Source organism: Enterobacter asburiae (assembly GCF_001521715.1).
Classification (GTDB): Bacteria; Pseudomonadota; Gammaproteobacteria; order Enterobacterales; family Enterobacteriaceae; genus Enterobacter; species Enterobacter asburiae.
On the sequence record NZ_CP011863.1, the window covers coordinates 2855699 to 2880816 of the forward strand.

At 55.8% G+C, this 25118-nt stretch carries 21 protein-coding genes and 1 pseudogene; 4 read left to right on the plus strand and 18 right to left on the minus strand.

What is annotated here, in order from left to right; translation table 11 throughout:
- Positions 1-30: 30 nt before the first annotated feature.
- The 10 genes and pseudogenes from ACJ69_RS13795 to ACJ69_RS25760 form a co-directional block, all read right to left on the minus strand.
- Complete coding sequence (locus ACJ69_RS13795; protein ID WP_023310357.1) at positions 31-264, minus strand: YgdI/YgdR family lipoprotein; 234 nt, start codon at positions 262-264, stop codon at positions 31-33.
- Positions 265-403: 139 nt separating this feature from the next.
- Complete coding sequence (gene carB, locus ACJ69_RS13800) at positions 404-3628, minus strand: carbamoyl-phosphate synthase large subunit (RefSeq protein ID WP_023310356.1); 3225 nt, start codon at positions 3626-3628, stop codon at positions 404-406.
- Between the two features lie 18 nt (positions 3629-3646).
- On the minus strand, positions 3647-4795 hold the full coding sequence (gene carA / locus ACJ69_RS13805) for a glutamine-hydrolyzing carbamoyl-phosphate synthase small subunit (protein WP_010427050.1): 1149 nt from the start codon (positions 4793-4795) through the stop codon (positions 3647-3649).
- 453 nt (positions 4796-5248) lie between these two features.
- On the minus strand, positions 5249-6070 hold the full coding sequence (gene dapB / locus ACJ69_RS13810) for a 4-hydroxy-tetrahydrodipicolinate reductase (RefSeq protein ID WP_029740868.1): 822 nt from the start codon (positions 6068-6070) through the stop codon (positions 5249-5251).
- A 205-nt stretch (positions 6071-6275) separates the two neighbouring features.
- Positions 6276-7226 (minus strand): 4-hydroxy-3-methylbut-2-enyl diphosphate reductase, encoded by a 951-nt coding sequence (ispH, locus tag ACJ69_RS13815; RefSeq protein ID WP_059347194.1) that lies wholly within the window; start codon positions 7224-7226, stop codon positions 6276-6278.
- A gap of 1 nt (position 7227) precedes the next feature.
- On the minus strand, positions 7228-7677 hold the full coding sequence (gene fkpB / locus ACJ69_RS13820; RefSeq protein WP_003856450.1) for an FKBP-type peptidyl-prolyl cis-trans isomerase: 450 nt from the start codon (positions 7675-7677) through the stop codon (positions 7228-7230).
- A 52-nt stretch (positions 7678-7729) separates the two neighbouring features.
- Positions 7730-8230, minus strand: coding sequence for a signal peptidase II (lspA, locus tag ACJ69_RS13825; protein WP_029740867.1), 501 nt, complete (start codon positions 8228-8230; stop codon positions 7730-7732).
- Positions 8230-11046 carry an isoleucine--tRNA ligase gene (gene ileS, locus ACJ69_RS13830; RefSeq protein WP_032660749.1) on the minus strand — a complete coding sequence of 939 codons (2817 nt, stop codon included), beginning with the start codon at positions 11044-11046 and terminating at the stop codon, positions 8230-8232. Before ileS ends, lspA begins: the two co-directional genes overlap by 1 nt.
- Positions 11047-11091: 45 nt before the next feature.
- The gene (gene ribF / locus ACJ69_RS13835; RefSeq protein WP_029740865.1) at positions 11092-12018 is read right to left on the minus strand and encodes a bifunctional riboflavin kinase/FAD synthetase; all 927 of its coding nucleotides are present in this window, start codon (positions 12016-12018) and stop codon (positions 11092-11094) included.
- A gap of 7 nt (positions 12019-12025) precedes the next feature.
- Positions 12026-12244 (minus strand): annotated as a pseudogene (locus ACJ69_RS25760) (DUF2575 domain-containing protein).
- A gap of 101 nt (positions 12245-12345) precedes the next feature.
- On the opposite strand from ACJ69_RS25760, the gene rpsT reads away from it, so the two are divergent.
- On the plus strand, positions 12346-12609 hold the full coding sequence (gene rpsT, locus ACJ69_RS13840) for a 30S ribosomal protein S20 (protein ID WP_003856458.1): 264 nt from the start codon (positions 12346-12348) through the stop codon (positions 12607-12609).
- Between the two features lie 57 nt (positions 12610-12666).
- Here the strand turns inward: rpsT and nhaR are convergent, their stop codons facing one another.
- The 4 genes from nhaR to dnaK all read right to left on the minus strand — a co-directional run bounded on the left by nhaR (position 12667) and on the right by dnaK (position 18120).
- On the minus strand, positions 12667-13566 hold the full coding sequence (gene nhaR, locus ACJ69_RS13845; protein ID WP_029740864.1) for a transcriptional activator NhaR: 900 nt from the start codon (positions 13564-13566) through the stop codon (positions 12667-12669).
- Positions 13567-13624: 58 nt separating this feature from the next.
- On the minus strand, positions 13625-14800 hold the full coding sequence (gene nhaA, locus ACJ69_RS13850; RefSeq protein WP_029740863.1) for a Na+/H+ antiporter NhaA: 1176 nt from the start codon (positions 14798-14800) through the stop codon (positions 13625-13627).
- A 173-nt stretch (positions 14801-14973) separates the two neighbouring features.
- Complete coding sequence (gene dnaJ / locus ACJ69_RS13855) at positions 14974-16119, minus strand: molecular chaperone DnaJ (protein ID WP_023310347.1); 1146 nt, start codon at positions 16117-16119, stop codon at positions 14974-14976.
- 87 nt (positions 16120-16206) lie between these two features.
- A complete protein-coding gene (gene dnaK / locus ACJ69_RS13860) occupies positions 16207-18120 on the minus strand; it encodes a molecular chaperone DnaK (protein WP_024907421.1) in 1914 nt (637 codons plus the stop codon).
- A 296-nt stretch (positions 18121-18416) separates the two neighbouring features.
- Here dnaK and satP point away from each other — a divergent pair, with 296 nt between their 5' ends.
- The gene (gene satP / locus ACJ69_RS13870) at positions 18417-18983 is read left to right on the plus strand and encodes an acetate uptake transporter (protein ID WP_023334461.1); all 567 of its coding nucleotides are present in this window, start codon (positions 18417-18419) and stop codon (positions 18981-18983) included.
- On the opposite strand, the gene ACJ69_RS13875 is transcribed toward satP, so the two are convergent.
- The 3 genes from ACJ69_RS13875 to tal all read right to left on the minus strand — a co-directional run bounded on the left by ACJ69_RS13875 (position 18960) and on the right by tal (position 22056).
- Positions 18960-20282 carry an MFS transporter gene (locus ACJ69_RS13875; protein ID WP_059347195.1) on the minus strand — a complete coding sequence of 441 codons (1323 nt, stop codon included), beginning with the start codon at positions 20280-20282 and terminating at the stop codon, positions 18960-18962. The two genes, satP and ACJ69_RS13875, sit on opposite strands and share 24 nt — an antisense overlap.
- Before the next feature lie 122 nt (positions 20283-20404).
- The gene (mog, locus tag ACJ69_RS13880; RefSeq protein WP_029740861.1) at positions 20405-20992 is read right to left on the minus strand and encodes a molybdopterin adenylyltransferase; all 588 of its coding nucleotides are present in this window, start codon (positions 20990-20992) and stop codon (positions 20405-20407) included.
- Between the two features lie 110 nt (positions 20993-21102).
- Positions 21103-22056, minus strand: a complete 954-nt coding sequence (gene tal, locus ACJ69_RS13885) for a transaldolase (RefSeq protein WP_023334458.1) — start codon at positions 22054-22056, stop codon at positions 21103-21105.
- A gap of 262 nt (positions 22057-22318) precedes the next feature.
- Here tal and ACJ69_RS13890 point away from each other — a divergent pair, with 262 nt between their 5' ends.
- Both ACJ69_RS13890 and yaaA read left to right on the plus strand, forming a co-directional pair.
- Positions 22319-23749, plus strand: coding sequence for an alanine/glycine:cation symporter family protein (locus ACJ69_RS13890; RefSeq protein WP_029740860.1), 1431 nt, complete (start codon positions 22319-22321; stop codon positions 23747-23749).
- Positions 23750-23815: 66 nt separating this feature from the next.
- On the plus strand, positions 23816-24589 hold the full coding sequence (gene yaaA / locus ACJ69_RS13895; protein WP_054829511.1) for a peroxide stress protein YaaA: 774 nt from the start codon (positions 23816-23818) through the stop codon (positions 24587-24589).
- 32 nt (positions 24590-24621) lie between these two features.
- Here yaaA and ACJ69_RS13900 read toward each other — a convergent pair whose 3' ends face one another.
- Positions 24622-24924: a DUF2502 domain-containing protein gene (locus ACJ69_RS13900; RefSeq protein WP_023310339.1), complete on the minus strand. Its 303-nt coding sequence runs from the start codon at positions 24922-24924 to the stop codon at positions 24622-24624.
- Positions 24925-25118: the final 194 nt, after the last annotated feature.

The window sequence follows — 25118 nt, forward strand, 5'->3', positions numbered from 1 at the left end:
TTATTGACGGGCTTACGTCAGAATTCTGAATTAGTTATCCAGCTCGCCCATGGATTTCACCTGGTCACGGTTGATCTGCTCGGTTTGACCGGTTTCGGCGTTTTTATACGACACCAGACCGGTATCGTCATCCACCTGCGGCTTGCCGTCGGTGACAATGGTTTTGCCATCGGTGGTTTTTACGGCCTGATTAGACGAACAGCCCGCAACGGTAAACATTGTCGTGGCAGCCAGAACGGAAGCGATCAGTAATTTATTTTGCATGGTGTTTTCCCCTGCTCTCAGTTGAATTTCGTTATCGACCTAACCATTTTAGGCTAACTGACTGAAAGCGGATGAAAAACCAGAAGGTTCTGAAGATGGGGATAATGCCCGGCAACCGAACGGCACCGGGCATTTTGACTTACTTGCTAATCTGCGCGTGCATTTCCTGCACTGAAATCACCTTCTCGGTGGCATCCGCGTTCAGCGCCATGGCCGTTGCGAAACCGCCGTTCAGGGTGGTGTCGTAGTGCACTTTGTACTGCAGCGCGCTGCGGCGAATCAGCTTGGAGTCTTCAATCGCCTGGCGGCCTGCGGTGGTGTTGATGATGTAGGTGTATTCGCCATTCTTGATACGATCCTGAATGTGCGGACGACCTTCGTGCACCTTGTTCACCAGACGCGGGTTGATGCCGGCTTCGCCCAGCACAATCGCAGTACCGTGGGTTGCGTCCAGCTCGAAGCCCTGTTTCAGCAGCTTGGCGGCCAGGTCAACTACGCGCTCTTTGTCGCCTTCGCGAACGGAGAGCAGCGCACGGCCTGATTTTCTCATGGTGGAGCTACTGCCCAGCTGCGCCTTCGCGAACGCTTCTGCGAAGGTGCGGCCCACGCCCATCACTTCCCCGGTAGAGCGCATTTCTGGCCCTAACAGCGGGTCAACGCCCGGGAATTTGTTGAACGGCAGCACCACTTCTTTCACCGAGTAGTACGGTGGAATGATCTCTTTGGTCACGCCCTGCTGCGCCAGCGTCTGGCCCGCCATCACGCGCGCCGCCACTTTCGCCAGCGGTACGCCGGTGGCTTTGGAGACGAACGGTACGGTACGTGCCGCACGCGGGTTCACTTCAATCAGGTAGACTTCGTTGTCTTTCACCGCGAACTGGACGTTCATCAGGCCGCGAACCTGCAGCTCGAAGGCCAGCTTCTGCACCTGCTGGCGCATCACGTCCTGAATCTCCTGGCTAAGCGTATAGGCAGGCAGAGAACAGGCGGAGTCGCCGGAGTGCACGCCTGCCTGCTCAATGTGCTCCATGATGCCGCCAATCAGCACCATTTCGCCGTCGCAGATGGCGTCCACGTCCACTTCCACCGCATCGTCGAGGAAGCGGTCGAGCAGCACTGGCGCATCGTTCGACACGCTTACCGCGGTCTGGAAGTAGCGGCGCAGGTCGGCTTCGTCATAAACGATTTCCATCGCGCGGCCGCCCAGCACGTAGGAAGGACGCACCACCAGCGGGTAGCCAATCTCTTTCGCCTTCTCAACGGCCATTTCGATGGCGGTGACGGTGGCGTTCGCCGGCTGTTTCAGCTTCAGACGGTCAACCGCCTGCTGGAAACGCTCGCGGTCTTCCGCACGGTCAATCGCATCCGGACTGGTGCCGATAACCGGCACGCCTGCTGCTTCCAGCGCGCGCGCCAGCTTCAGCGGGGTCTGGCCGCCGTACTGCACGATAACGCCTTTTGGCTTCTCGATGCGCACGATTTCCAGCACGTCTTCCAGCGTCACCGGCTCGAAGTAAAGGCGGTCAGAGGTGTCGTAGTCGGTAGAGACGGTTTCCGGGTTACAGTTGACCATGATGGTCTCGTAACCGTCTTCGCGCAGCGCCAGCGAGGCGTGTACGCAGCAGTAGTCGAACTCGATGCCCTGGCCGATACGGTTTGGACCGCCGCCCAGCACCATAATCTTGTCGCGGTCGACGGACGGGTTCGCTTCGCACTCGTCTTCATAGGTGGAGTACATGTAGGCGGTGTCGGTCGAGAATTCAGCCGCACAGGTGTCTACGCGCTTGTAGACCGGGTGCAGGTCGTACTGGTCGCGCAGCTTGCGGATTTCCGCTTCGCGCACGCCCGCCAGCTTAGCCAGACGCGCGTCGGCGAAGCCTTTACGCTTCAGCACGCGCAGGAAGTCAGCGTCCAGGCCGGTGATGCCCAGCTCAGCGACCTGTTCTTCCAGACGCACCAGCTCTTCAATCTGCACCAGGAACCAGCGGTCGATGTTGGTCAGGTTGAACACGCCGTCGACGGACAGGCCCGCACGGAAGGCATCGGCGATATACCAGATACGCTCTGCGCCAGCGTCTTTCAGCTCGCGGCGAATTTTGGTCAGCGCTTCCGGGTCGTCCAGGCTCACTTTCGGGTCGAAGCCGGTCGCGCCCACTTCGAGGCCGCGCAGCGCTTTCTGCAGGGATTCCTGCTGCGTGCGGCCAATCGCCATCACTTCACCGACAGATTTCATCTGGGTGGTCAGACGGTCGTTCGCGCCTGCGAATTTCTCGAAGTTGAAGCGTGGAATTTTGGTGACAACGTAGTCGATGGACGGCTCGAAGGACGCAGGCGTGCGGCCACCGGTGATGTCGTTCATCAGCTCGTCGAGGGTGTAACCCACCGCCAGCTTCGCCGCCACTTTCGCAATCGGGAAGCCGGTCGCTTTAGAGGCCAGCGCGGAGGAACGGGACACGCGCGGGTTCATTTCGATAACAATCAGACGGCCAGTTTTCGGGTTCACCGAGAACTGCACGTTAGAACCGCCGGTTTCCACGCCGATTTCACGCAGTACCGCCATCGAGGCGTTACGCATGATTTGATACTCTTTGTCGGTCAGGGTCTGGGCTGGCGCAACGGTGATGGAGTCGCCGGTGTGGATACCCATCGCATCGAAGTTTTCGATGGAGCAGACGATGATGCAGTTGTCGTTTTTATCACGCACCACCTCCATCTCGTACTCTTTCCAGCCAATCAGCGATTCATCAATCAGCAGCTCTTTGGTTGGGGAGAGATCCAGACCGCGCTCGCAAATCTCTTCGAACTCTTCGCGGTTGTAGGCGATGCCGCCGCCGGTGCCGCCCATAGTGAACGATGGACGGATGATGCACGGATAGCCCACGTCAGCCGCGACGGCCAGCGCTTCTTCCATATTGTGTGCGATACCGGAACGCGCGGTGTCGAGGCCGATTTTCTTCATCGCCACGTCGAAGCGGCGACGGTCTTCTGCTTTATCAATCGCGTCGGCGGTCGCACCAATCATGGTCACGCCGAACTCTTCCAGCACGCCCTGACGCTCCAGCTCCAGCGCACAGTTCAGCGCCGTCTGGCCGCCCATGGTTGGCAGCACCGCGTCCGGACGCTCTTTCTCGATGATTTTACGCACCACTTCCCAGTGAATCGGCTCGATGTAGGTTGCATCGGCCATTTCCGGGTCGGTCATGATGGTTGCCGGGTTAGAGTTTACCAGGATTACGCGGTAACCCTCTTCACGCAGGGCTTTACACGCCTGCGCGCCGGAGTAGTCGAATTCGCAGGCCTGGCCGATGACGATCGGGCCAGCGCCAAGGATCAGGATGCTTTTTATGTCTGTACGTTTTGGCATTGTCTTCTCGGCTCCTGATTATTTAGCGGTCTTACGGTATTGCTCGATAAGTTCGATGAAGTGATCGAACAGCGGCGCGGCGTCGTGTGGGCCCGGGCTGGCTTCCGGGTGACCCTGGAAGCTGAATGCTGGCTTATCGGTACGGTGGATACCCTGCAGGGTGCCATCGAACAGCGACTTATGGGTCACGCGCAGGTTAGCCGGCATCGAGGCTTCATCGACGGCAAAGCCGTGGTTCTGCGCGGTGATCATCACCGTGTTGTTATCGATGTCTTTCACCGGGTGGTTACCACCGTGGTGGCCGAACTTCATCTTAACGGTGTTCGCACCGCTCGCCAGCGCCAGCAGCTGATGGCCAAGGCAGATGCCGAATACCGGGATGTCGGTTTCCAGGAAGGACTTGATGGCGGCGATGGCGTAATCGCACGGCGCCGGGTCACCAGGGCCGTTGGACAGGAAAATACCGTCCGGATTCATCTTCAGCACGTCTTCGGCAGACGTTTGTGCCGGAACCACCGTCAGGCGGCAGCCGCGGTCAACCAGCATGCGCAGGATGTTGCGCTTGGCGCCGAAATCGTAGGCCACCACGTGGAACGGCAGCTCGCTCTCTTTTTTCGCTTCCGGCAGGTCGCCTTCCAGCGTCCAGCTACCCTGAGTCCAGCTGTAGGCTTCAGCAGTCGTCACTTCTTTCGCCAGGTCCATGCCGTTCAGGCCCGGGAAGGCTTTCGCTTTTTCCAGCGCCAGCGTCGCATCGAGGTTATCACCCGCGATGATGCAGCCGTTCTGTGCACCCTTCTCGCGCAGCAGACGCGTTAACTTACGGGTATCGATATCGGCAATCGCCACGATGTTATGGCGCTTCAGATAAGAAGAGAGGTCTTCGGTATTGCGGAAGTTGCTGGCAATCAGCGGCAGGTCGCGGATGACCAGGCCTTGCGCATGTACCTGAGAAGATTCTTCGTCAGCCGCATTGGTGCCGACATTGCCGATATGAGGATAAGTAAGAGTAACGATTTGGCGAGAATAGGAAGGATCAGTGAGGATTTCTTGATAACCGGTCATTGAAGTATTGAAAACGACTTCCCCAACCGCCGAACCCGTTGCCCCTATGGCCCGACCGATAAACTGGGTTCCGTCTTCCAGAACCAATAGCGCTGACTTAATCAAAACACCCTCCAGAGAATATTCACTCACTTTATTTGCATATTAATTCATAGCATGTCATGGATCAATGCAAATGTGTTGCCAGCGGATTTTTGGCAAACGGCGGCATTCTGGGGATTTGGTGGGTAAAAGTCAACTTAAAACGGATATTTTGTTTACTCTTTTGCAAGTCTGACGAGTGGAATGCGGCTTAAGCGACAAAAAGATCAGGTAAATCACTGCGGAAAACGCTTGCGCGCCTGGTTTAATGAAAAGTGAGCTAGCGCAGCACCATAAAGTAGACCAAATGGTCAAAATTTACATTTCAGTAACGTTAAAACGCTATAAGAGATAGATATTTAGAGCGTTAGGAAAAAATACACCATGAAACAGATAAAATAAAAGGGCAATAAAATATTGCCCTATGCAATCAAACAATTACGACTGCAATAACCACATCACGATGGGTAATAATGCTTACAAATTGTTGAGATCGAGCACGTCTCGCATATCAAAAAGGCCATCTTTCTTGTTTTTAAGCCACAAAGCGGAACGTACCGCACCGTTGGCGAACGTCATTCGGCTGGAGGCTTTATGCGTAATTTCGACGCGCTCACCAATATCGGCGAACATCGCCGTGTGTTCGCCGACGATGTCACCTGCTCGCACGGTTGCAAAACCAATGGTGCCCGGCACGCGTTCGCCGGTGTAACCTTCGCGGGTGTAAACCGCGCAGTCTTTTAAATCTTTATCAAGTGCATGAGCAATCGCTTCGCCCATCGCCAGCGCCGTACCTGATGGCGCATCAACTTTGTAACGGTGGTGAGCTTCTACGATCTCAATATCGGTATAGTTGCCCATCACCTTCGCGGCCTTCTCCAGCAGCTTCAGCATGACGTTAACGCCCACGCTGAAGTTTGCGGCGAAGACAATCGCAATCTCTTTTGATGCATCCTGGATAGCCTGCTTACCCGCATCGTCAAAACCGGTGGTGCCGATCACCATCCCCTTGCCGTGCTGGCGACAAAACGCCAGATGCGCGAGCGTCCCTTCCGGGCGGGTAAAATCGATGAATACATCGAAGTCCTCTTTTACCGCCTCCAGGCTGCTTTGTACGGTAACGCCCGTGTGGCCTGCGCCCGCCAGCTCACCGGCATCGGTCCCCAGAAGTGAAGAACCTTCACGCTCCAGAGCCGCGCCAAGCGCGACGCCATCCATCTGAAGTGCCGCCTGAATAAGCTGACGGCCCATACGTCCACCCGCGCCCGCAATGGCGACACGGATCTGTGCATCATGCATAGTTATTCTCTTACGTTAAAATGATGTAAACCGTTTTCAGATTAACCAGCCTTGAGAAGCACTGCCAACTGAAAACACCGATAATTAGAATTTAACGTGAAACCGACTTAAATATCAGTAAAAGACATGATTTTGTCGTCACGATAAAGTAACGGGTAAAAAAAAGGCCAGCACAGGAGGTGCTGGCCTTTCATCAGAAAAAGGTCTATTCGACTTCGCGGGCGTCGATGCGCAGTTCTTTCGGGACTTCAAAAACGATGTTCTCTTCACGTCCTTCCAGCGGCACCGCTTCGCCGCCACCCAGCTCCTGCAGACGGGAAATGACGTTCTGTACCAGAATATCTGGCGCAGACGCCCCGGCCGTCACGCCGACACAGGCCGCGTGCTTAACCCACGCTTCCTGAATATCCGACGCGTCATCAATCAGGAAAGCCATTTTCCCCATACGCTGCGCCAGTTCGGCCAGACGGTTGGAGTTAGACGAGTTTTTGGAGCCGACCACCAGCACCACATCCGCCTGTTCAGCCAGTGCGCGCACTGCTTCCTGACGGTTAGTGGTCGCGTAGCAGATATCATCCTTACGCGGACCGACGATTTTCGGGAAGCGCTGACGCAGGGCGTCAATCACGTCTGAGGTATCGTCTACGGAGAGCGTCGTCTGGGTCATAAACGACAGACGGGATTCATTTTTCACGTTCAGCGTAAAGACATCGTCCGGCGACTCAACCAGATACATCCCCCCTTCCGGGTTGCTGTACTGGCCCATGGTGCCTTCGACTTCCGGGTGACCGGCATGGCCAATCAGAATCGACTCTTCACCGCGGCGGCTGGCGCGCGCCACTTCCATATGCACTTTTGTCACCAGCGGACAGGTGGCATCGAAGACGGTCAGGTCGCGGCTTTTCGCTTCGTTACGTACCGCCTGAGAGACGCCGTGCGCGGAGAAGATCAGGATCGCACCGTCCGGCACTTCGCTGATCTGCTCAATGAAGATGGCGCCGCGCTCGCGCAGGCTGTCGACCACGTAGCGGTTGTGCACCACTTCGTGACGCACATAAATCGGCGCGCCGTAAATCTCCAGCGCGTTTTCAACAATGCTGATAGCGCGGTCTACACCGGCGCAGAAGCCGCGCGGGTTAGCCAACAGGATCTGCATTTCAGGCCTCCAGTGCAGGATCGATTTCCAGCACTTCAACATCAAAATGAACGGTACGCCCGGCAAGCGGATGGTTGAAGTCAACGGTAATAGAGTCGCCGTTGATTTCGCGGATCACGCCAGGCATTTCGCTGCCGTCCATAGCGGTAAAGAGCATAATCGCCCCGATTTCCGGTTCACCCGCGTCCATAAACTCGCGGCGCGAGAAATACTGGATCAGGTCCGGACTCGGCACGCCAAACGCGGCATCCGGCTCCAGCGAAAAGGCTTTTTTCTCACCCTCTTTCAGGCCCAGAAGCTGCTGCTCAAGACCTTCAGACAGGGAGGTATCGCCAAGACGAAACAGGGCCGGTTTGCCGTTATTGCGGGTGGATTCGGCCGTGGAGCCGTCATCCAGCTTCAGCGTGAAGTGAACGAGAACCGCGCTGTTGCTCTGTACGGATTTAGACATGCAAATTGCTCGCTTGTTTTGCCCGGTAGCATTACGCCACCGGGCGAGTGTGTTACGCCTGCTCTTTCGCAGCCGGTTTAGGCAAAAAGCCTTCCAGCACGATTAACGCCGCACCGATACAAATTGCCGTATCGGCCAGGTTAAAGGTCGCGAAGTGCCAGTCGCCGACGTAGAAGTCGATCATATCGACCACAAAGCCGTGCCACAGGCGGTCAAACAGGTTGCCCAGGGCGCCGCCAATGATCAGCGCGTAGGCAATGTTATTCAGCTTTTGCGTGGCCTTCGAGCGGTACATCAGCACCGCGAGGATCACGCAGATACCGAGAGCGATACCCGCAAAGAACCAGCGCTGCCAGCCACCGCTGTCGGCAAGGAAACTAAACGCTGCGCCGTAGTTACGCGCGTAGTGCAGATTAAGCGACGGGAACAGCGGAACCGTCTCCCCCAGAGTAAAGTTCTGGAGGATCAGGAACTTGCTGCCCAGATCGATAATCAGCACCACAACAACCAGCCACAGCCAGCGCAGTCCTGTTGAACAGAGAGTTTTACTCATCAGGCAAACTTACGTTTTTCGCCGTCACCGGCGACGTTGCTTACACAGCGTCCGCAGATGTCTGCGTGTTCCGCCACCTGGCCAACATCGGTGGTGTAATGCCAGCAACGCGGGCATTTCTCACCGTCGGCTTTGCTCAGCGCGACTTTCAGTCCTTTGAGCAGTTCGCTCTGCTGAGCATCAGCAGAAGCATCGGCATAATCCGCAACTTTCGCACCGGAGGTCAACAGGACAAATCGTAATTCATCGCCCAGCGCCGTCAGCTTCGCCGCCAGCTCCGGTTCGGCGTACAGCGTGACTGCCGCTTCCAGAGAGCCGCCGACTTTCTTGTCTGCACGCGCCTGCTCGATAACCTTATTCACTTCGCCACGCACTTTCAGCAGTTCGTCCCAGAAGGCATCGTTCATTGCTTCGGTGCTGGAGAGATCGAACAGGCCTTCGTACCACTCGCCGGTGAAGACATACTTCTCACGGTCGCCCGGCAGATAGCCCCAGATTTCGTCCGCGGTGAAGGACATGATCGGTGCCATCCAGCGCACCAGCGCTTCTGCGATGTGGAACAACGCGGTCTGGCAGCTACGACGCGCCACGCTGTCCGCCTTCGCGGTGTACTGGCGGTCTTTGATGATGTCGAGGTAGAACGAGCCCATCTCGATGGAGCAGAAGCGCATCAGGCGCTGCACCACTTCGTGGAAGTCGTAAGACTCATAGGCTTTCAGGATATCTTCCTGCGCCGCTTTCGCGCAGCCTACCGCCCAGCGATCCAGCACCACCATCTCTTCCGGTTTCACCATGTCTTTTGCCGGATCGAACCCGTTCAGGTTCGCCAGCAGGAAGCGCGCGGTGTTACGGATACGACGATAGCTGTCGGCGGCACGCTTCAGGATCTCGTCAGACACCGCCATTTCGCCGGTGTAATCGGTAGAGGCCACCCACAGACGCAGAATGTCTGCGCCCAGCTTGTTCATCACATCCTGCGGAGAAACGGTGTTACCGATAGATTTGGACATCTTACGGCCCTGACCATCCACGGTGAAGCCGTGAGTCAGTACCTGACGGTAAGGCGCTTTCCCCTTCATAGCGGTGGAGATCATCAGAGATGACATGAACCAGCCGCGGTGTTGGTCAGACCCTTCCAGATACATATCGGCAGCGTGACCGGCAAATTCCGGACGCACGTCAACCACGGAGGAGTGGGTAGACCCGGAGTCGAACCACACGTCCAGGGTATCCGGCACTTTCTCGTAGTTGTCTGCGTCAGCGCCCAGGATGTCGCGGGAGTCGAGATCCCACCACGCCTGAATGCCGTCAACTTCGACGCGCTTCGCCACTTCTTCCATCAGTTCCAGGGTGTTCGGGTGCAGCTCCTGCGTCTCTTTATGTACGAACAGAGACATCGGCACGCCCCAGGTACGCTGACGGGAGATACACCAGTCAGGACGGTTAGCCACCATGGATTCGATACGCGCCTGGCCCCAATCAGGGATCCACTGCACGCCTTTGATCTCTTTCAGAGACTGCTCGCGCAGGCCTTTCTGATCCATGCTGACGAACCACTGCGGGGTCGCACGGAAGATGATCGGGGTCTTGTGACGCCAGCAGCACGGATAGCTGTGCTGCATTTTTTCAACGTGCAGCAGCGCGCCGCTGGTGCGCAGCATGTCGACGATGATGTCGTTCGCTTTGAAGACGTTGATACCGTCCAGCGCCGGGTAAGTGCCAGGCAGGTAAGATCCGTCCGGGCCAACCGGGTTAGCGATTTCCAGACCGTACTTCAGGCTGATGTTGTAGTCGTCAGGACCGTGGCCACCGGCGGTATGTACCGCACCGGTACCCGCTTCCAGCGTCACGTGGTCGCCCAGGATCGCCGGAACGTCGAAGTCCAGGAATGGGTGCTTGAAGCGCATCAGCTCCAGCGCGTCGCCTTTCACGGTGCCCAGCACGGTGTAGTCGCTGATATGCGCGCGCTTCAGCACGCTCTCAACCAGATCTTTCGCCAGGATAACCGCCTGACCGTCAATCTGCACCAGCGCGTATTCGAACTCACCGGACAGGGAGATCGCGCGGTTGGCTGGCAGGGTCCACGGGGTGGTGGTCCAGATAACCAAAGAGATCGGGCCGTTTACCGAGGAGACGCCAAATTTAGCTTTCACCGCATCCTGATCGACGGCATGGAACGCCACGTCGATAGATGGAGAGGTTTTGTCGTAATACTCAACTTCCGCTTCTGCCAGCGCAGAGCGGCAGTCCACGCACCAGTGCACCGGCTTAGCGCCTTTGTGCAGGTGGCCGTTACCGATGATTTTACCCAGCGCACGGATGATGTTGGCTTCAGTTTTGAAGTCCATGGTCAGGTACGGGTGCGACCAGTCGCCCAGCACGCCCAGACGGATGAAGTCAGCGCGCTGACCGTCAACCTGCGTGGCTGCGTATTCGCGGCACTTCGCACGGAACTCGGCGGCGGTGAACTTCTCACCCGGCTTGCCAAACTCTTGCTCTACCTTCAGCTCGATCGGCAGACCATGGCAGTCCCAGCCCGGAACGTAAGGCGAGTCATATCCCGTGAGGCCTTTGGACTTCACGATAATGTCTTTCAGAATCTTGTTAACCGAGTGACCAATATGAATGCTGCCATTCGCATATGGAGGGCCATCATGCAGAATGAAGGTTTTTTTGCCTTTTTTGGCTGCACGAATGATGCCGTACAGGTCATCATCGGTCCAACGCGCCAGCATTCCCGGTTCGCGCTTGGCGAGATCGCCGCGCATCGGGAACCCTGTTTCCGGCAAATTCAGGGTTGATTTATAGTCACTCATCAGATTCTCGGTTCCGTATTTATCACGTAGGCAGTTAAGCCGGGTTCAAAGCCCAAAAAACTCGCGGGCCGTCAATTCATCTCGCGCAATTTGCGCTTTTAGTTCATCCAGCGAACCAAATCGCTGCTCGTTGCGTATTTTTTTACGCAGTATCACATCTATATGGCGACCATAAAGGTCCATTACAACGTCCAGCAGGTGCACTTCTAACTGTTGACGCACACCGGCGACGGTCGGACGCGTGCCAATGTTGGCGACGCCGAAGAACGGCTTATCGCCCAATCCTGCTACTTCCACCGCATACACCCCTTTAACCGGGGAAACCTGACGACGCAGCGGTATATTCGCCGTCGGGAAGCCTATCGTGCGGCCCAGCGCATCGCCATGGACCACGCGGCCAGAGATGGTGAACGGATGCCCCAGCAGGGTTTCTGCCGTGTCCAGGTCATCATTAGCCAGCGCCTGACGCACCGCCGTGCTGCTGACGCGCACGCCGCCTTCGCAGAAGGTCATCGCGCTGGTGACGTCAAATCCATACTCCAGACCAGCCTTCTGTAATAGCAAGAAATCGCCCTGACGACCAGCGCCAAAGCGGAAATCATCACCCACGGCGAGAAACTGTACGCCAAGACGCTTAACCAGCAGGTCGCTGACGAAATTTTGTGCTGTCAGCGCGGCAAAGCGACGATCGAAACGTAAACACAATACATAGTCCACGCCGGACTCCGCCAGATAGCGCAATTTCTCGCGCAGGCGAGTGAGTCGGGCGGGAGATTTATCGCCCGCGAACAGCTCCAGCGGCTGCGGCTCGAAAATCATCACTACAACGGGCAGGCCACGGGCCTCCCCTTCTTTACGCAATCCCTGCAACAGCGCCTGATGACCACGATGCACGCCGTCGAAATTACCAATAGTCAGCACGCACCCGTTTGGCGCGCTGCTGAGATTATGTATGCCGCGTATCAGCTTCATGTCTGGCTCAAAACAGTGAAAATCGCCAAAGTATACCTTGTACAGCGGTTAAGGTTAACCGGCGATTGTTCGCGCAAAACAGAAAGCCGTAATGATTTCATCAGGCTGACCTTTCGCAGCGAAAAAATCTGCTCCTGAACTGCGATTTTTATGCCGAAAGGCTGTATTCAGGGAAGACAAGCTGGTAGAATCCTGCGCCATCACTACGTAACGTAGCGTCGCTAATTAACGGCGCTTATTTGCACAAATCCATTGACAAAAGAAGGCAAAGAGGGCATATTCCTCGGCCTTTGAATTGTCCACATAGAACATATTTGGGAGTTGGACTTGGCTAATATCAAATCAGCTAAGAAACGTGCCGTTCAGTCTGAAAAGGCTCGTAAGCACAACGCAAGCCGTCGCTCTATGATGCGTACTTTCATCAAGAAAGTATACGCAGCAATCGAAGCAGGCGACAAAGCTGCAGCGCAGAACGCATTTAACGAAATGCAACCAATCGTGGATCGTCAGGCTGCTAAAGGTCTGATCCACAAAAACAAAGCAGCGCGTCATAAAGCAAACCTGACCGCGCAGATCAACAAACTGGCTTAATCGCTACTTGTTGTTGCTTGTTTAAAGAACCCGCTTAACGCGGGTTTTTTTATGCCTTCAGATTGCCGGTGGCGTAAACAGCGCCGCGTAGTCACGATTGCAGATCCGCTGCACCGCCGGGTGCTGAATCATTCTTTCGGCAAATATGGCGTGATACTCCTCCATCACGTTATCCACTCTGCCTATCTCCGTAATCTTGTCGTCTGAATAGAGATCGTGCGCGTACAGCGTCGGCGCAACGAAGATCGCATTATGCGCTTCGCCAAAGGCTTTCATCAGCGCCGCATCGTCGAACTCTCCGAGGATTTCTACCTTCAGCCCCTGCGAGTTAAACCAGTTCAGCAGCTTGCGTCCGAGCATGGAACGTCGCCCAGGTACCAGCAGGCGGCGCTCTTCAAGGCACGCGGGAAACGGTTTCTCCGGCGGCGGATTAATGCACCAGAAGCTCACGCCGCATTCGCCAATCTTCACCGAGAACAGCCCTTCCTGCTGGGTGGAGTCAATCGGGCAGTCCGAGATAATCATGTCCAGCTTGTGCTGGCTCAGCTGTTCCAGCAGCATCTCGTGGGTGGATTCAAAGCAGCGCAGGTGGATTTGCTCATCTTCGACTACCGCCGCATCCAGCACGCCGCTCACCAGTCGCTTGGACAGCGCATCCGCCACGCCCACGTCAAAGAGCAGGTTCGACTCTTTGCGGTAGTTGACGATATCCAGCATCTCCTGGCTCAGGGTGAACATTTTGTCCGCATAGCGGAACACCAGTTCACCCAGTTCGCTGGGTTCAATCCCACGCCCTTTACGCTTGAACAGTTTGCCCTGCAGGCGCTCTTCCAGGGCCTTGATCTGCCCGGTGATGGTTTGCGGCGTCAGGTAGAGCGCCTCTGCCGCCCCCACCACCGAGCCCTGTTTGTAAACGTGCCAGAAGTAGTACAGATGGTTGTAATTTAAATGAGACATCGCGTCTTCTCTCCCTGAGTGTGTATCGGGAGGAGGATCGCCTCCTCCCGGTGTTCCGCTATGCCTGGACGGCCTGTCCGGACAACTTCACCTTCAACAAGGTATAACCGATTACCGCGGCCAGTAATGACCCGATGAGAATGCCGAGTTTAGCCCAGACGATAAGCTCAGGCGCATGCGCACCAAACGCCAGCGTCGAGATAAAGATCGACATCGTAAACCCGATTCCACACAGCACGCCGACGGCCATAATTTGACCAAAGGTTGTGCCGTGCGGCAATGACGCCAGCTTCAGCTTCGTCGCCAGCCAGCAGAAGAGGCTAATGCCCAACGGCTTCCCAATAAACAGCCCGGCAATGATGCCCAGCGGCAGCACGGACGTCAGCCCGTCCAGCGTCACGCCGCCGAGGGAAACGCCCGCGTTGGCAAACGCAAACAGCGGCAGGATCATAAAGGCAACCCACGGGTGCAGCACGTGCTCCAGCTGTTTGGCTGGCGACTTGCCGTCCTGCGGTTTGAGCGGCACGAAGAAGCCCACAATCACGCCTGCCAGCGTGGCGTGCACCCCGGATTTCAGCACCGCCGTCCACAGCACCATTCCGACCAGGATATAGATACCGATGCGGCGAACATTGAAGATGTTCAGCAGCGCCAGCACCGCAATCGCCCCGGCGGCGACGCTCAGGGACAGGATCGACAGATCGCTGGTGTAGAACAGCGCGATAATCACAATGGCGCCCAGGTCATCGATGATCGCCAGCGCCATCAGGAAGATTTTCAAGGCCACCGGCACGCGGCTACCGAGCAAGGCTAAGACACCGAGCGCAAAGGCGATATCCGTCGCGGCCGGGATCGCCCAGCCGTCACGTGCAACAGGATCCTGCCAGGTGAACGCCAGGAAGAGCAACGCCGGAACGACCATTCCGCCGATGGCTGCGATCACAGGAAACGCCGCGCGCTGGCGGCTGGCGAGCGAGCCAAGAACCAGCTCACGCTTAACCTCAAGCCCCACCAGCAGGAAGAACACCGCCATCAGCGCATCGTTGATCCACAGCAGCATGTTCTTGTTAATTTCCAGCGCCCCGACCTTTAGCTCAACGGGCGTTTCCAGAAATGCATGGTAGAGTTCCTGCGTGATGCCAAGGTTAGCCAGCACCATCGCTGCCGCTGCGGCAATAATCAGGATCACGCCACCGGACGCCTCACTGCTAAAGAAACGGTGTAGTAATTTCATTTAAGTTCTCTCTTTTACAACAATACCTCGATAAAACCATAATACCAAGCCAAATAGATCGGCAAAAACAGATTAATGTTGAGTATAGACTCAGTTTAACCGAGCTATACACGCCAATAAAAAAGCCCGGAATCGCTTCCGGGCTTTTCGAAGATGAAAACCAGCTAACGAATTTAGCGGGTCAAATCATCGAAGAATTTTTTGACGCCATCGAAGAAGCTTTTGGAACGCGGGCTGTTTTTCTCACCCGTCGGGCCGCCAAAGCTCTCCTGCAGTTCTTTCAGCAGCTGTTTCTGCTTGTCGTTCAGGCCAACCGGCGTTTCGACGACAACGCGGCACAGCAGGTCGCCCTGGGCACCACCGCGAACGGATTTAACGCCTTTCCCGCGCATGCGGAACAGCTTGCCAGTCTGGGTTTCCCCAGGCACTTTCAGGTTCACGCGACCGTCCAGCGTAGGCACTTCGATTTCACCACCGAGTGCCGCCATCGCGAAGTTGATCGGCACTTCGCAGTACAGGTTATTACCTTCACGCTCAAAGATGGCGTGCTGTTTCACCTGCACCTGAACGTACAGATCGCCTGCCGGTGCGCCGTGCTCGCCTGCTTCGCCCTCGCCTGCCAGACGGATGCGGTCGCCCGTATCGACGCCAGCCGGGATCTTAACGGACAAAGTTTTGGTTTTCTCAACGCGACCGTGCCCGTGGCATTTGGTGCATGGATCTTTGATCAGCGTGCCGCGACCGTGACAGTGAGGACAGGCCTGCTGTACCGCGAAGAAGCCCTGACGCATCTGTACCTGACCAGAGCCGTGACAGGTTGGACAGGTCTGAGGCTGCGTACCCGCTTTCGCGCCGCTGCCGTGGCAAACGTCACACTCTTCCAGCGTAGGGATACGGATCTCTTTGGTTACGCCGCGAACGGCCTCTTCCAGCGTCAGCTCCATGTTGTAGCGCAGGTCAGCGCCGCGCGCCGCGCGCTGACGACCACGACCGCCGCCGAAGATGTCGCCAAATACATCGCCAAAGATATCGCTGAAGTCAGCGCCGCCGCCAAAGCCGCCGCCACCGAATCCACCGCCGCCCATGCCGCCCTGTTCAAAGGCTGCGTGACCGTACTGGTCATAGGCCGCACGTTTTTGTGCATCGGTCAGGACTTCGTAGGCTTCTTTGATCTCTTTAAATTTGGCTTCAGCCTCTTTGTCACCCTGGTTACGGTCCGGGTGGAATTTCATGGCCAGGCGCTTATACGCCTTTTTGATTTCACGCTCTTCCGCAGTTTTCGGAACGCCTAAAATCTCGTAATAGTCTTGCTTTGCCATTGGTTTTTTTAAGCCCCTTAACATGCGAGCACGGGCGTGGAGAATTCTCCTACGCCCGTGCCGATTAATTACCCTGCATCAGGGCGATTATTTTTTATCTTTAACTTCTTCGAACTCAGCGTCGACAACGTCGTCGTCTTTCGCGTTGTTCGCTGAAGCGTCAGCGCCCGCCTGCTGTTGAGCGTGCTGCTGCTGAGCGATTTCCATCAGCTTCTGAGAAGCCTGCGCTAGTTCCTGCATCTTCGCTTCGATGTCCGCTTTGTCTTCACCTTTCAGTGAGGATTCCAGCGCACTCAGTGCAGCTTCGATAGCAGTCTTGTCTTCCGCTGGCAGTTTATCGCCTGCTTCTTCAACCTGCTTACGGGTGCTGTGCAGCAGATGGTCACCCTGGTTGCGAGTCTGAACCAGCTCTTCGAACTTACGGTCGGATTCCGCGTTAGCTTCGGCATCGCGAACCATTTTTTCAATTTCCGCTTCGTTCAGGCCAGAAGATGCCTTGATGGTGATCTTCTGCTCTTTACCGCTGTTTTTGTCTTTCGCAGACACGTGCAGGATACCGTCAGCATCGATGTCGAAGGTCACTTCGATCTGCGGCATGCCGCGCGGTGCCGGGTTGATACCGTCCAGGTTGAACTGACCCAGAGATTTGTTATCCGCCGCACGCTTACGCTCACCCTGAATCACATGGATGGTTACCGCAGACTGGTTGTCTTCAGCGGTAGAGAACACCTGGCTGTGTTTCGTTGGGATGGTGGTGTTTTTGTTGATGAGCGCAGTCATCACACCGCCCATGGTTTCGATACCCAGAGACAGCGGGGTAACGTCCAGCAGCAGTACGTCTTTAACTTCACCGGTCAGTACGCCACCCTGAACCGCAGCGCCGATTGCGACCGCTTCGTCCGGGTTAACGTCTTTACGTGGCTCTTTACCAAAGAACTCAGCCACTTTCTTCTGAACCATTGGCATACGGGTCTGACCACCGACCAGGATAACGTCCTGGATATCGGATACGGACAGGCCAGCGTCCTGCAGAGCAACTTTCAGCGGCTCGATAGAACGGTTCACCAGGTCTTCTACCAGGCTTTCCAGTTTCGCACGGGTCACTTTGATGTTCATGTGTTTAGGACCGGTCGCGTCTGCAGTGATGTACGGCAGGTTCACGTCGGTCTGCTGAGCGGAAGACAGCTCGATCTTCGCTTTCTCAGCGGCTTCTTTCAGGCGCTGCATCGCCAGCGGGTCGTTACGCAGGTCAATGCCCTGATCTTTCTTAAACTCGTCAACGAGGTAGTTGATCAGACGGGTATCGAAGTCTTCACCACCCAGGTGGGTATCACCGTTGGTTGCCAGAACTTCGAAGGTTTTTTCGCCGTCAACTTCGTCGATTTCGATAATAGAGATATCGAAGGTACCACCACCCAGGTCGTAAACCGCGATAGTACGGTTGCCAACTTCTTTATCCAGACCGTAAGCCAGTGCAGCAGCGGTTGGTTCGTTGATGATACGTTTTACTTCCAGACCTGCGATACGGCCAGCATCTTTAGTTGCCTGACGCTGAGCATCGTTGAAGTAGGCAGGTACGGTGATAACAGCTTCAGTTACCGGTTCACCCAGGTAATCTTCAGCGGTTTTCTTCATTTTTTTCAGCACTTCAGCAGAAATCTGCGGTGGTGCAGTTTTAGCGCCTTTCACATCAAGCCATGCATCGCCGTTATCTGCCGCGATGATTTTGTAAGGCATGATGGAAACGTCACGCTGAACTTCTTCGTCCTGGAAGCGGCGACCAATCAGGCGTTTAATCGCAAACAGGGTGTTTTGCGGGTTTGTCACTGCCTGACGTTTAGCCGGCTGACCAACCAGAGTTTCACCATCCTGGGTATAAGCAATGATAGAAGGCGTGGTGCGATCGCCCTCGGCGTTCTCCAGCACGCGTGCAGTAGTGCCATCCATAATCGCTACACAAGAGTTGGTAGTACCCAGGTCGATACCAATAATTTTACCCATCTAAACGTCTCCACTAAAAATTCAGTCAACATGTGGTTGTGTACCTGTAATAAGGGCAGAACGTGCTTTTTCAACTGCCCAGATTTGATTTTTTTCAGGTCCACACACTGCGGTTGACTACAAGATGGGGTCGCGACGGCATCCATCAAGGGGCAAGCATAAAAAAAATTTTAATTTCACCCTGATGAGATCATAGACGCCATCGATTGCGCCCATTATGATGCCGCGCCCAGTCAGGGAGTACTGACGCGGGTTTAACCATTTCACCATATTAATGATGATTTTTTTGAGGACTTATGGGCAACACTAAGTTGGCTAATCCGGCTCCGCTGGGCCTGATGGGTTTTGGCATGACCACTATCCTGCTGAACCTGCACAATATCGGGATGTTCCCGATGGATGGCATCATCCTGGCGATGGGCATTTTTTACGGCGGTATCGCGCAAATCTTCGCGGGCCTGCTGGAATATAAGAAAGGCAATACCTTCGGCTTAACCGCCTTCACCTCTTACGGTTCTTTCTGGCTGACCCTGGTTGCCATTCTGCTGCTGCCTAAAATGGGCATGGCAGACGCGGCAAACGCCCACTTCCTGGGCGTTTACCTGGGCCTGTGGGGCGTCTTCACCCTGTTCATGTTCTTCGGTACCCTGAAAGGTAACCGCATGCTGCAGTTCGTTTTCCTGAGCCTGACCGTGCTGTTCGCCCTGCTGGCGATTGGTCACCTGGTGGATAACGAAGGCATCGTTCATGTTGCAGGCTGGATTGGTCTGGTTTGCGGCGCAAGCGCTATCTACCTCGCAATGGGTGAAGTGCTGAACGAGCAGTTTGACCGCACCATTCTACCGATTGGTGAAAAACACTGATCCCTCTGTCGTGCCCGCCTCGCGGGCACGACATCCCCCCGCCTGACGCAGCCAAAATCCTAATACCAGCCCCATCAGCGAGAGCGCGAGTACATACCAGGCTGGCGCCATCGGCGACACGCCCATCAGCACGGTAACCGCAATCGGCGTCAGCCCGCCGAAAATGGCATACGACACGTTATAGGAAAATGAGATCCCGGTGAAGCGTACCTCCGGCGGGAACGCGCGGACCATCACGTACGGTACCGCCCCGACAACGCCCACGCACAGCCCTACCACGCCGTACAGCAGAAACAGCTGTTCAGGATGGCTGCACGCCAGATGGTAAAACGCCCAGCTTGATGCGGCCAGTAACAGGCTGCCGACGATAAAGGTAACGCTGGCGCCGAAACGATCTGCCGCCAGCCCGGCGGCGAGACAGCCAAAGCAGAGCATGATTGTCGCGATACTGTTCGCCTGTAGCGTCACGGCAGGGGCGAAGCCGTACTGCTTTTGCAGCCACACCGGGGACATCAATATCACCACCACAATGCCCGCCGAGAGCAGCCAGGTGAGCAGCATCGACACCACCACCGCTTTTTTATGGCGTACCACGACCGCCTTCACCGGCAGCTCCTGCGCCAGCGCTTTGCGCTGCTGCATCTCGAGGAAAATCGGCGTCTCCTGCAGCCAGCGGCGCAGGTACATCGCGACCAGACCAAACGCCCCGCCCAGCAGGAACGGAATACGCCAGCCCCAGTCGTGCACGGCCTGCTGCGTCATGCTGGTGTTTACAATTGTCGCGACGACGGAACCGAGCAAAATCCCTACCGTTAACCCCGCGGTTAATGTTCCGCAGGCGATACCAATGCGGCGCGCCGGAACATGCTCCGCGACAAACACCCATGCGCCCGGCACTTCGCCGCCAATCGCCGCGCCCTGAAGGACGCGCATCAGCAACAGCAGCAACGGAGCAAGAATGCCCATCGAGGCATAGGTGGGCAGCAGACCAATAGCCAGCGTCGGCACGGCCATCAGCAGGATGCTGAGGGTAAACATCTTCTTACGCCCGACCAGATCGCCAAAGTGGGCCATGATAATGCCGCCCAGCGGACGCGCCAGATACCCGGCGGCAAAAATGCCGAAGGTTTGCACCTGACGCAGCCATTCCGGGATATCCGCCGGGAAGAAGAGTTCTCCCACCACGGCGGCGAAGAAGACGAAGATGATAAAGTCGTAAAACTCCAGCGCGCCGCCTAAGGCCGCGAGCGTGAGGGTTTTGTAGTCCTGTCGATTCAGAGGTCGGGTGTTATGTGACATAGCGAACCATTGTGCGTGTGTTGTGGATTTATTTTTACAGCAATCGTAAAGAAAAAATTACTATACCGTAAAAGCTTTACCACGCTATCGCCGCTTCAGCTAATGTCACATATTGATTAATTTCAGGATATTATTTCGCGACGTGCGTTTTTCGGGCGAAAAGCTGCTACCACTTTCTCATCAGTTTCCACATACGGACCGTCAAGCAGCTGTATACAATACGGTACACTTGCAAAGATACCGTGCACGAGGACGCTGCCATCTTCCGCCTTCAGCCCTTCCAGCGTCTCTTTGATCGACTTCGGCTGGCCCGGCAGGTTCAGGATCAACGCCTGCTTGCGGATCACCCCCACCTGTCGGGAAAGAATGGCCGTCGGAACAAAGTGTAGACTTATCTGGCGCATCTGTTCGCCGAAGCCCGGCATTTCACGATCGGCAATCGCCAGCGTTGCGTCCGGCGTCACGTCGCGGCGCGCGGGGCCGGTTCCGCCCGTCGTCAGAACAAGGTGGCAGCTCATCTCATCCACCAGCTCGCAGAGCGTCTGCTCGATGATCGGCTGTTCGTCAGGGATCAGGCGGGTCTGAATGTCAAAGGGGGTGGTCAGCGCGCTGCCAAGCCACTCTTCCAGAGCGGGGATGCCTTTATCCTGGTAAACACCGCTGGAGGCGCGGTCAGAAATCGACACTAAGCCGATGCGTAAGGTATTCATATCCATTCCATTCAAAGAGTACTGATTAAAGGGAATGATACACGCAGAGAGGAAATTCAGACAGAGGCGGGGGTAAGACGCGTGACCGGAAGCCCGGTCACGCAGAATGATTACAGCAGGTCGCCGATCATTTTTTCCAGTTTACCCTGGTCAACAGCAAACTTACGGATACCGTCCGCCAGTTTGTCTACAGCCATTGGATCCTGATTGTGCTGCCACAGGAACTCGGATTCAGTGATGCGCTCTGGGCGTGCTTTCACTTCACCGGTGTAGGACAGTTTACGCTCCAGGGTACCTTCGCTTTCAGCCAGCTCTTTCAGCAGTGCAGGCGCGATAGTCAGGCGGTCACAGCCAGCCAGCTCGATGATTTCACCGACGTTACGGAAGCTTGCGCCCATAACCACAGTCTCATAGCCGTGCTGTTTGTAGTATTCGTAGATTTCAGTAACAGAAACCACGCCTGGATCTTCAGCCGGCGCGTACTCTTTCTTATCGGTGTTGGCTTTGTACCAGTCCAGAATACGGCCCACGAACGGAGAAATCAGGTATACGCCTGCTTCTGCACATGCGCGCGCCTGCGCGAAGGAGAACAGCAGGGTCAGGTTACAGTTGATACCGTCTTTTTCCAGCTGCTCTGCCGCGCGGATACCCTGCCAGGTAGAAGCCAGTTTGATCAGGATACGGTCGTTGCTGATGCCAGCGTCGTTGTACATTTTGATCAGACGTTTCGCTTTCGCGATAGACGCTTCGGTGTCGTAGGAGAGACGTGCATCCACTTCGGTAGAGATACGGCCAGGAACCAGTTTCAGGATTTCCAGACCGATGTTCACTGCCAGTTTGTCGGTGGCATCTACAACCTGCTGCGCGCGGTCGTTGCTCTGTGCTTTCGCCCAGGTCACTGCGTCGTCAATCAGTTTGCGATACTCAGGGATCTGTGCGGCGTTAAGGATCAGAGAAGGGTTAGTTGTGGCATCCTGCGGCTGGTACAGCTTCATTGCCGCGATATCTCCGGTGTCAGCTACGACAGTGGTGAACTGACGAAGGGAGGTCAATTTATCCGTCATGATAGTGTTTCTCTTTTAACGTGCCCTGGATAATTCACGCTACCGACAGCATGCCTGCAGCGGAAAAATGACAGGTTTACTTGTTAGGGGGATGTAACCGGTCTGCCCTGATGATAACACGACGGAGGGGTAGCGCAACCGCAGACAGTGCGCTTAGGCAGAGTATGGTAAACTGGGAAGATTAACAGGCTGCTAAGCAACAGCATGCCCAATCAGTGGTAGCGCTTACATATTCACATTGGCATCAACAAGAGGGACGTTAATGCCTGATTTCTTTTTCTTTATTAACGAAGTCCTGTGGGGTTCGATAATGATTTACCTGCTTCTGGGAGCAGGTATTTGGTTCACGCTACGCAGTGGGTTTATCCAGTTTCGTTATATTCGCAAGTTTGGCAGAAGTCTGAAAAACAGCGTTACGCCCCAGCCGGGCGGATTAACGTCGTTCCAGGCACTCTGTACCAGCCTGGCTGCACGTCTCGGCAGCGGAAATCTGGCGGGCGTTGCGTTGGCCATCAGCGCCGGTGGGCCAGGCGCGGTCTTCTGGATGTGGGTGACGGCACTACTCGGGATGGCCACCTCCTTCGCCGAAAGTTCGCTCGCCCAGCTTTATAAAGAGAAAGATAAAAACGGCCAGTTTCGCGGCGGTCCTGCCTGGTACATGGCGCGTGGCTTAGGGATGCGCTGGATGGGCGTTCTGTTCTCGCTTTTTTTATTGCTCGCGTACGGCCTTATTTTTAATACCGTCCAAGCAAATTCTGTCGCCAATGCCCTGCGCTATGCCTTCTCCTGCCCGGAGTGGATCGCCGGTATCGTGTTAGCCCTCGTCGTTTTGCTCACCATTTCAGCCGGTCTCAGGGGCATCGCCCGCCTGATGCAGTGGCTGGTTCCCGTTATGGCGCTGCTTTGGGTTGCCGCGAGCCTGTTCGTCGCCGCACTGCATATCGACCAGGTGCCGGGCGTGATTGCGACCATCGTCAAAAGCGCGTTTGGCTGGCGCGAAGTGGCCTCCGGGGCGCTGGGCTACACCTTTAGCCAGGCGCTGATGGCGGGTTTTCAGCGGGGCATGTTCTCCAATGAAGCCGGAATGGGGTCAACCCCCAACGCGGCCGCTGCCGCCTCTTCCTGGCCGCCGCACCCGGCCGCACAGGGCATTGTGCAGATGATTGGCGTCTTTACCGATACCATTATTATCTGCTCCGCCAGCGCCATGATTTTGCTGCTGGCAGGCCCCGTCCCGCATTCTTCTGGTACCGCCGGGATACAGCTTCTCCAGCAGGCGCTGGTGAACCTGACAGGCGGCTGGGGAGCAGGGTTTGTCTCGCTCATTCTGGTGTTGTTTGCCTTCAGTTCGATTGTGGTGAATTACCTCTACGCCGAAAATAACCTTATTTTCCTGAAGCTCGACTCCCGCGCCGCAATCGGAACCCTGCGTCTCGCGGTTATACTGATGATCATCGCTGGCTCCTTCCTCAGTATGCCGCTGGTCTGGCAGCTGGCCGATATCATTATGGCGCTAATGGCGATCACGAACCTCACTGCTATCCTGCTGCTCTCACCCGTTGTGACCCTGATTGCCAGAGACTATCTGCGTCAGCGCAAACTCGGCGTTCCGCCGGTATTTGATCCCGCCCGCTATCCCGACGTTAAGGCGCAGCTTGCCCCAGGCACGTGGGATGATTTGCCGCGGCAATAACAGCTATCGATCAATTCAGGGCGATTTTTTGCTAAAGTCGCTCTAAATTTCCTGCAAGGACTGGATATGCTGATTCTGATTTCACCTGCAAAAACGCTCGACTACCAGAGCCCGCTCGCCACCGAGCGCTATACCCAGCCTGAACTGCTGGACTACTCGCAACAGCTGATCCGCGAAGCGCGTAGGCTCTCTGCGCCGCAAATCGCCTCGCTGATGAGCATCAGCGACAAGCTGGCCGATCTTAACGCGACCCGCTTTCACGAGTGGCACCCGGATTTCACCCCGGCGAACGCTCGCCAGGCAATTCTGGCGTTTAAAGGTGATGTCTACACCGGCCTGCAGGCGGAAGATTTTAGCGAAGCCGATTTCGATTTTGCCCAGCAGCATCTGCGCATGCTGTCGGGCCTGTATGGCATACTGCGCCCGCTGGATCTGATGCAGCCGTATCGTCTGGAGATGGGGATTCGCCTGGAAAATGCCAAAGGCAAAGATCTGTACCATTTCTGGGGCGATATCATTACCGACAAACTGAACGCGGCGCTGCATGCCCAGGGCGATAACGTGGTGATAAACCTGGCATCCGATGAATACTACAAGTCGGTGAAGCCGAAAAAGCTGGATGCGGAGATTATCAAGCCGGTATTCCTCGACGAGAAAAACGGCAAGTTCAAGGTGATCAGCTTTTACGCCAAGAAAGCGCGCGGCCTGATGAGCCGCTACATCATCCAGAACCGCCTGACGAAGCCGGAGCAGCTGACCGCCTTTAACAGCGAAGGCTATTTCTTTGACGAGTCGTCGTCGGGGAAAGGCGAGCTGGTGTTTAAGCGCCACGAGCAGTAAAAACAAACCCCGCCAGCTGGCGGGGTTTTGCATTAATGGTGTTTCCAGTCCGGGCCGCGATCGTCGCGGTGGTCATCGTGGTGATGGTCATCGTGACGATCGTCGTGTTTACGATGCTCATCATGTGGACGCCAGTGGTTATCACGCCAGTCATAATGCGCCTTCCACCAGTCATGGTCGCGCCAGCGGCCGCCGTCCCAGTAATGCCCGTTGTTATCCTGGTCGCCAATCTGCAGTTTTACCGCAGGTACGAGAGTAATTTCAGATGCCTGAACCGCCATGGGGGCGGCCAGCACCAGTGAAAGCGCGATGAGTGCAGGTTTCAGTGTAGACACAGGTGACTCCTTATTCTTCTTGCCCAACGTGGGCCGATGTAAGGAGAGTACGCGAGGGGAACGGGGGATGTTATTCTCTGCAATCCTAAACGCTAAGTGACCGCATTTATTGGGAATTTCTGCTTTTTTCCTGCTTTTTTCCTCCTTAATTTCTCCATAAAAAAGCCGGGTGGCGGCTTCGCCTTACCCGGCCT

Coding starts and splice junctions, on each gene's coding strand:
- ACJ69_RS13795 (WP_023310357.1), bottom strand. CDS start 264: ATGCAAAATAAATTACTGATCGCTTCCGTTCTGGCTGCCACGACAATG.
- carB (WP_023310356.1), bottom strand. CDS start 3,628: ATGCCAAAACGTACAGACATAAAAAGCATCCTGATCCTTGGCGCTGGC.
- dapB (WP_029740868.1), bottom strand. CDS start 6,070: ATGCATGATGCACAGATCCGTGTCGCCATTGCGGGCGCGGGTGGACGT.
- ispH (WP_059347194.1), bottom strand. CDS start 7,226: ATGCAGATCCTGTTGGCTAACCCGCGCGGCTTCTGCGCCGGTGTAGAC.
- fkpB (WP_003856450.1), bottom strand. CDS start 7,677: ATGTCTAAATCCGTACAGAGCAACAGCGCGGTTCTCGTTCACTTCACG.
- lspA (WP_029740867.1), bottom strand. CDS start 8,230: ATGAGTAAAACTCTCTGTTCAACAGGACTGCGCTGGCTGTGGCTGGTT.
- ileS (WP_032660749.1), bottom strand. CDS start 11,046: ATGAGTGACTATAAATCAACCCTGAATTTGCCGGAAACAGGGTTCCCG.
- ribF (WP_029740865.1), bottom strand. CDS start 12,018: ATGAAGCTGATACGCGGCATACATAATCTCAGCAGCGCGCCAAACGGG.
- nhaR (WP_029740864.1), bottom strand. CDS start 13,566: ATGTCTCATTTAAATTACAACCATCTGTACTACTTCTGGCACGTTTAC.
- nhaA (WP_029740863.1), bottom strand. CDS start 14,800: ATGAAATTACTACACCGTTTCTTTAGCAGTGAGGCGTCCGGTGGCGTG.
- dnaJ (WP_023310347.1), bottom strand. CDS start 16,119: ATGGCAAAGCAAGACTATTACGAGATTTTAGGCGTTCCGAAAACTGCG.
- dnaK (WP_024907421.1), bottom strand. CDS start 18,120: ATGGGTAAAATTATTGGTATCGACCTGGGTACTACCAACTCTTGTGTA.
- satP (WP_023334461.1), top strand. CDS start 18,417: ATGGGCAACACTAAGTTGGCTAATCCGGCTCCGCTGGGCCTGATGGGT.
- ACJ69_RS13875 (WP_059347195.1), bottom strand. CDS start 20,282: ATGTCACATAACACCCGACCTCTGAATCGACAGGACTACAAAACCCTC.
- mog (WP_029740861.1), bottom strand. CDS start 20,992: ATGAATACCTTACGCATCGGCTTAGTGTCGATTTCTGACCGCGCCTCC.
- tal (WP_023334458.1), bottom strand. CDS start 22,056: ATGACGGATAAATTGACCTCCCTTCGTCAGTTCACCACTGTCGTAGCT.
- ACJ69_RS13890 (WP_029740860.1), top strand. CDS start 22,319: ATGCCTGATTTCTTTTTCTTTATTAACGAAGTCCTGTGGGGTTCGATA.
- yaaA (WP_054829511.1), top strand. CDS start 23,816: ATGCTGATTCTGATTTCACCTGCAAAAACGCTCGACTACCAGAGCCCG.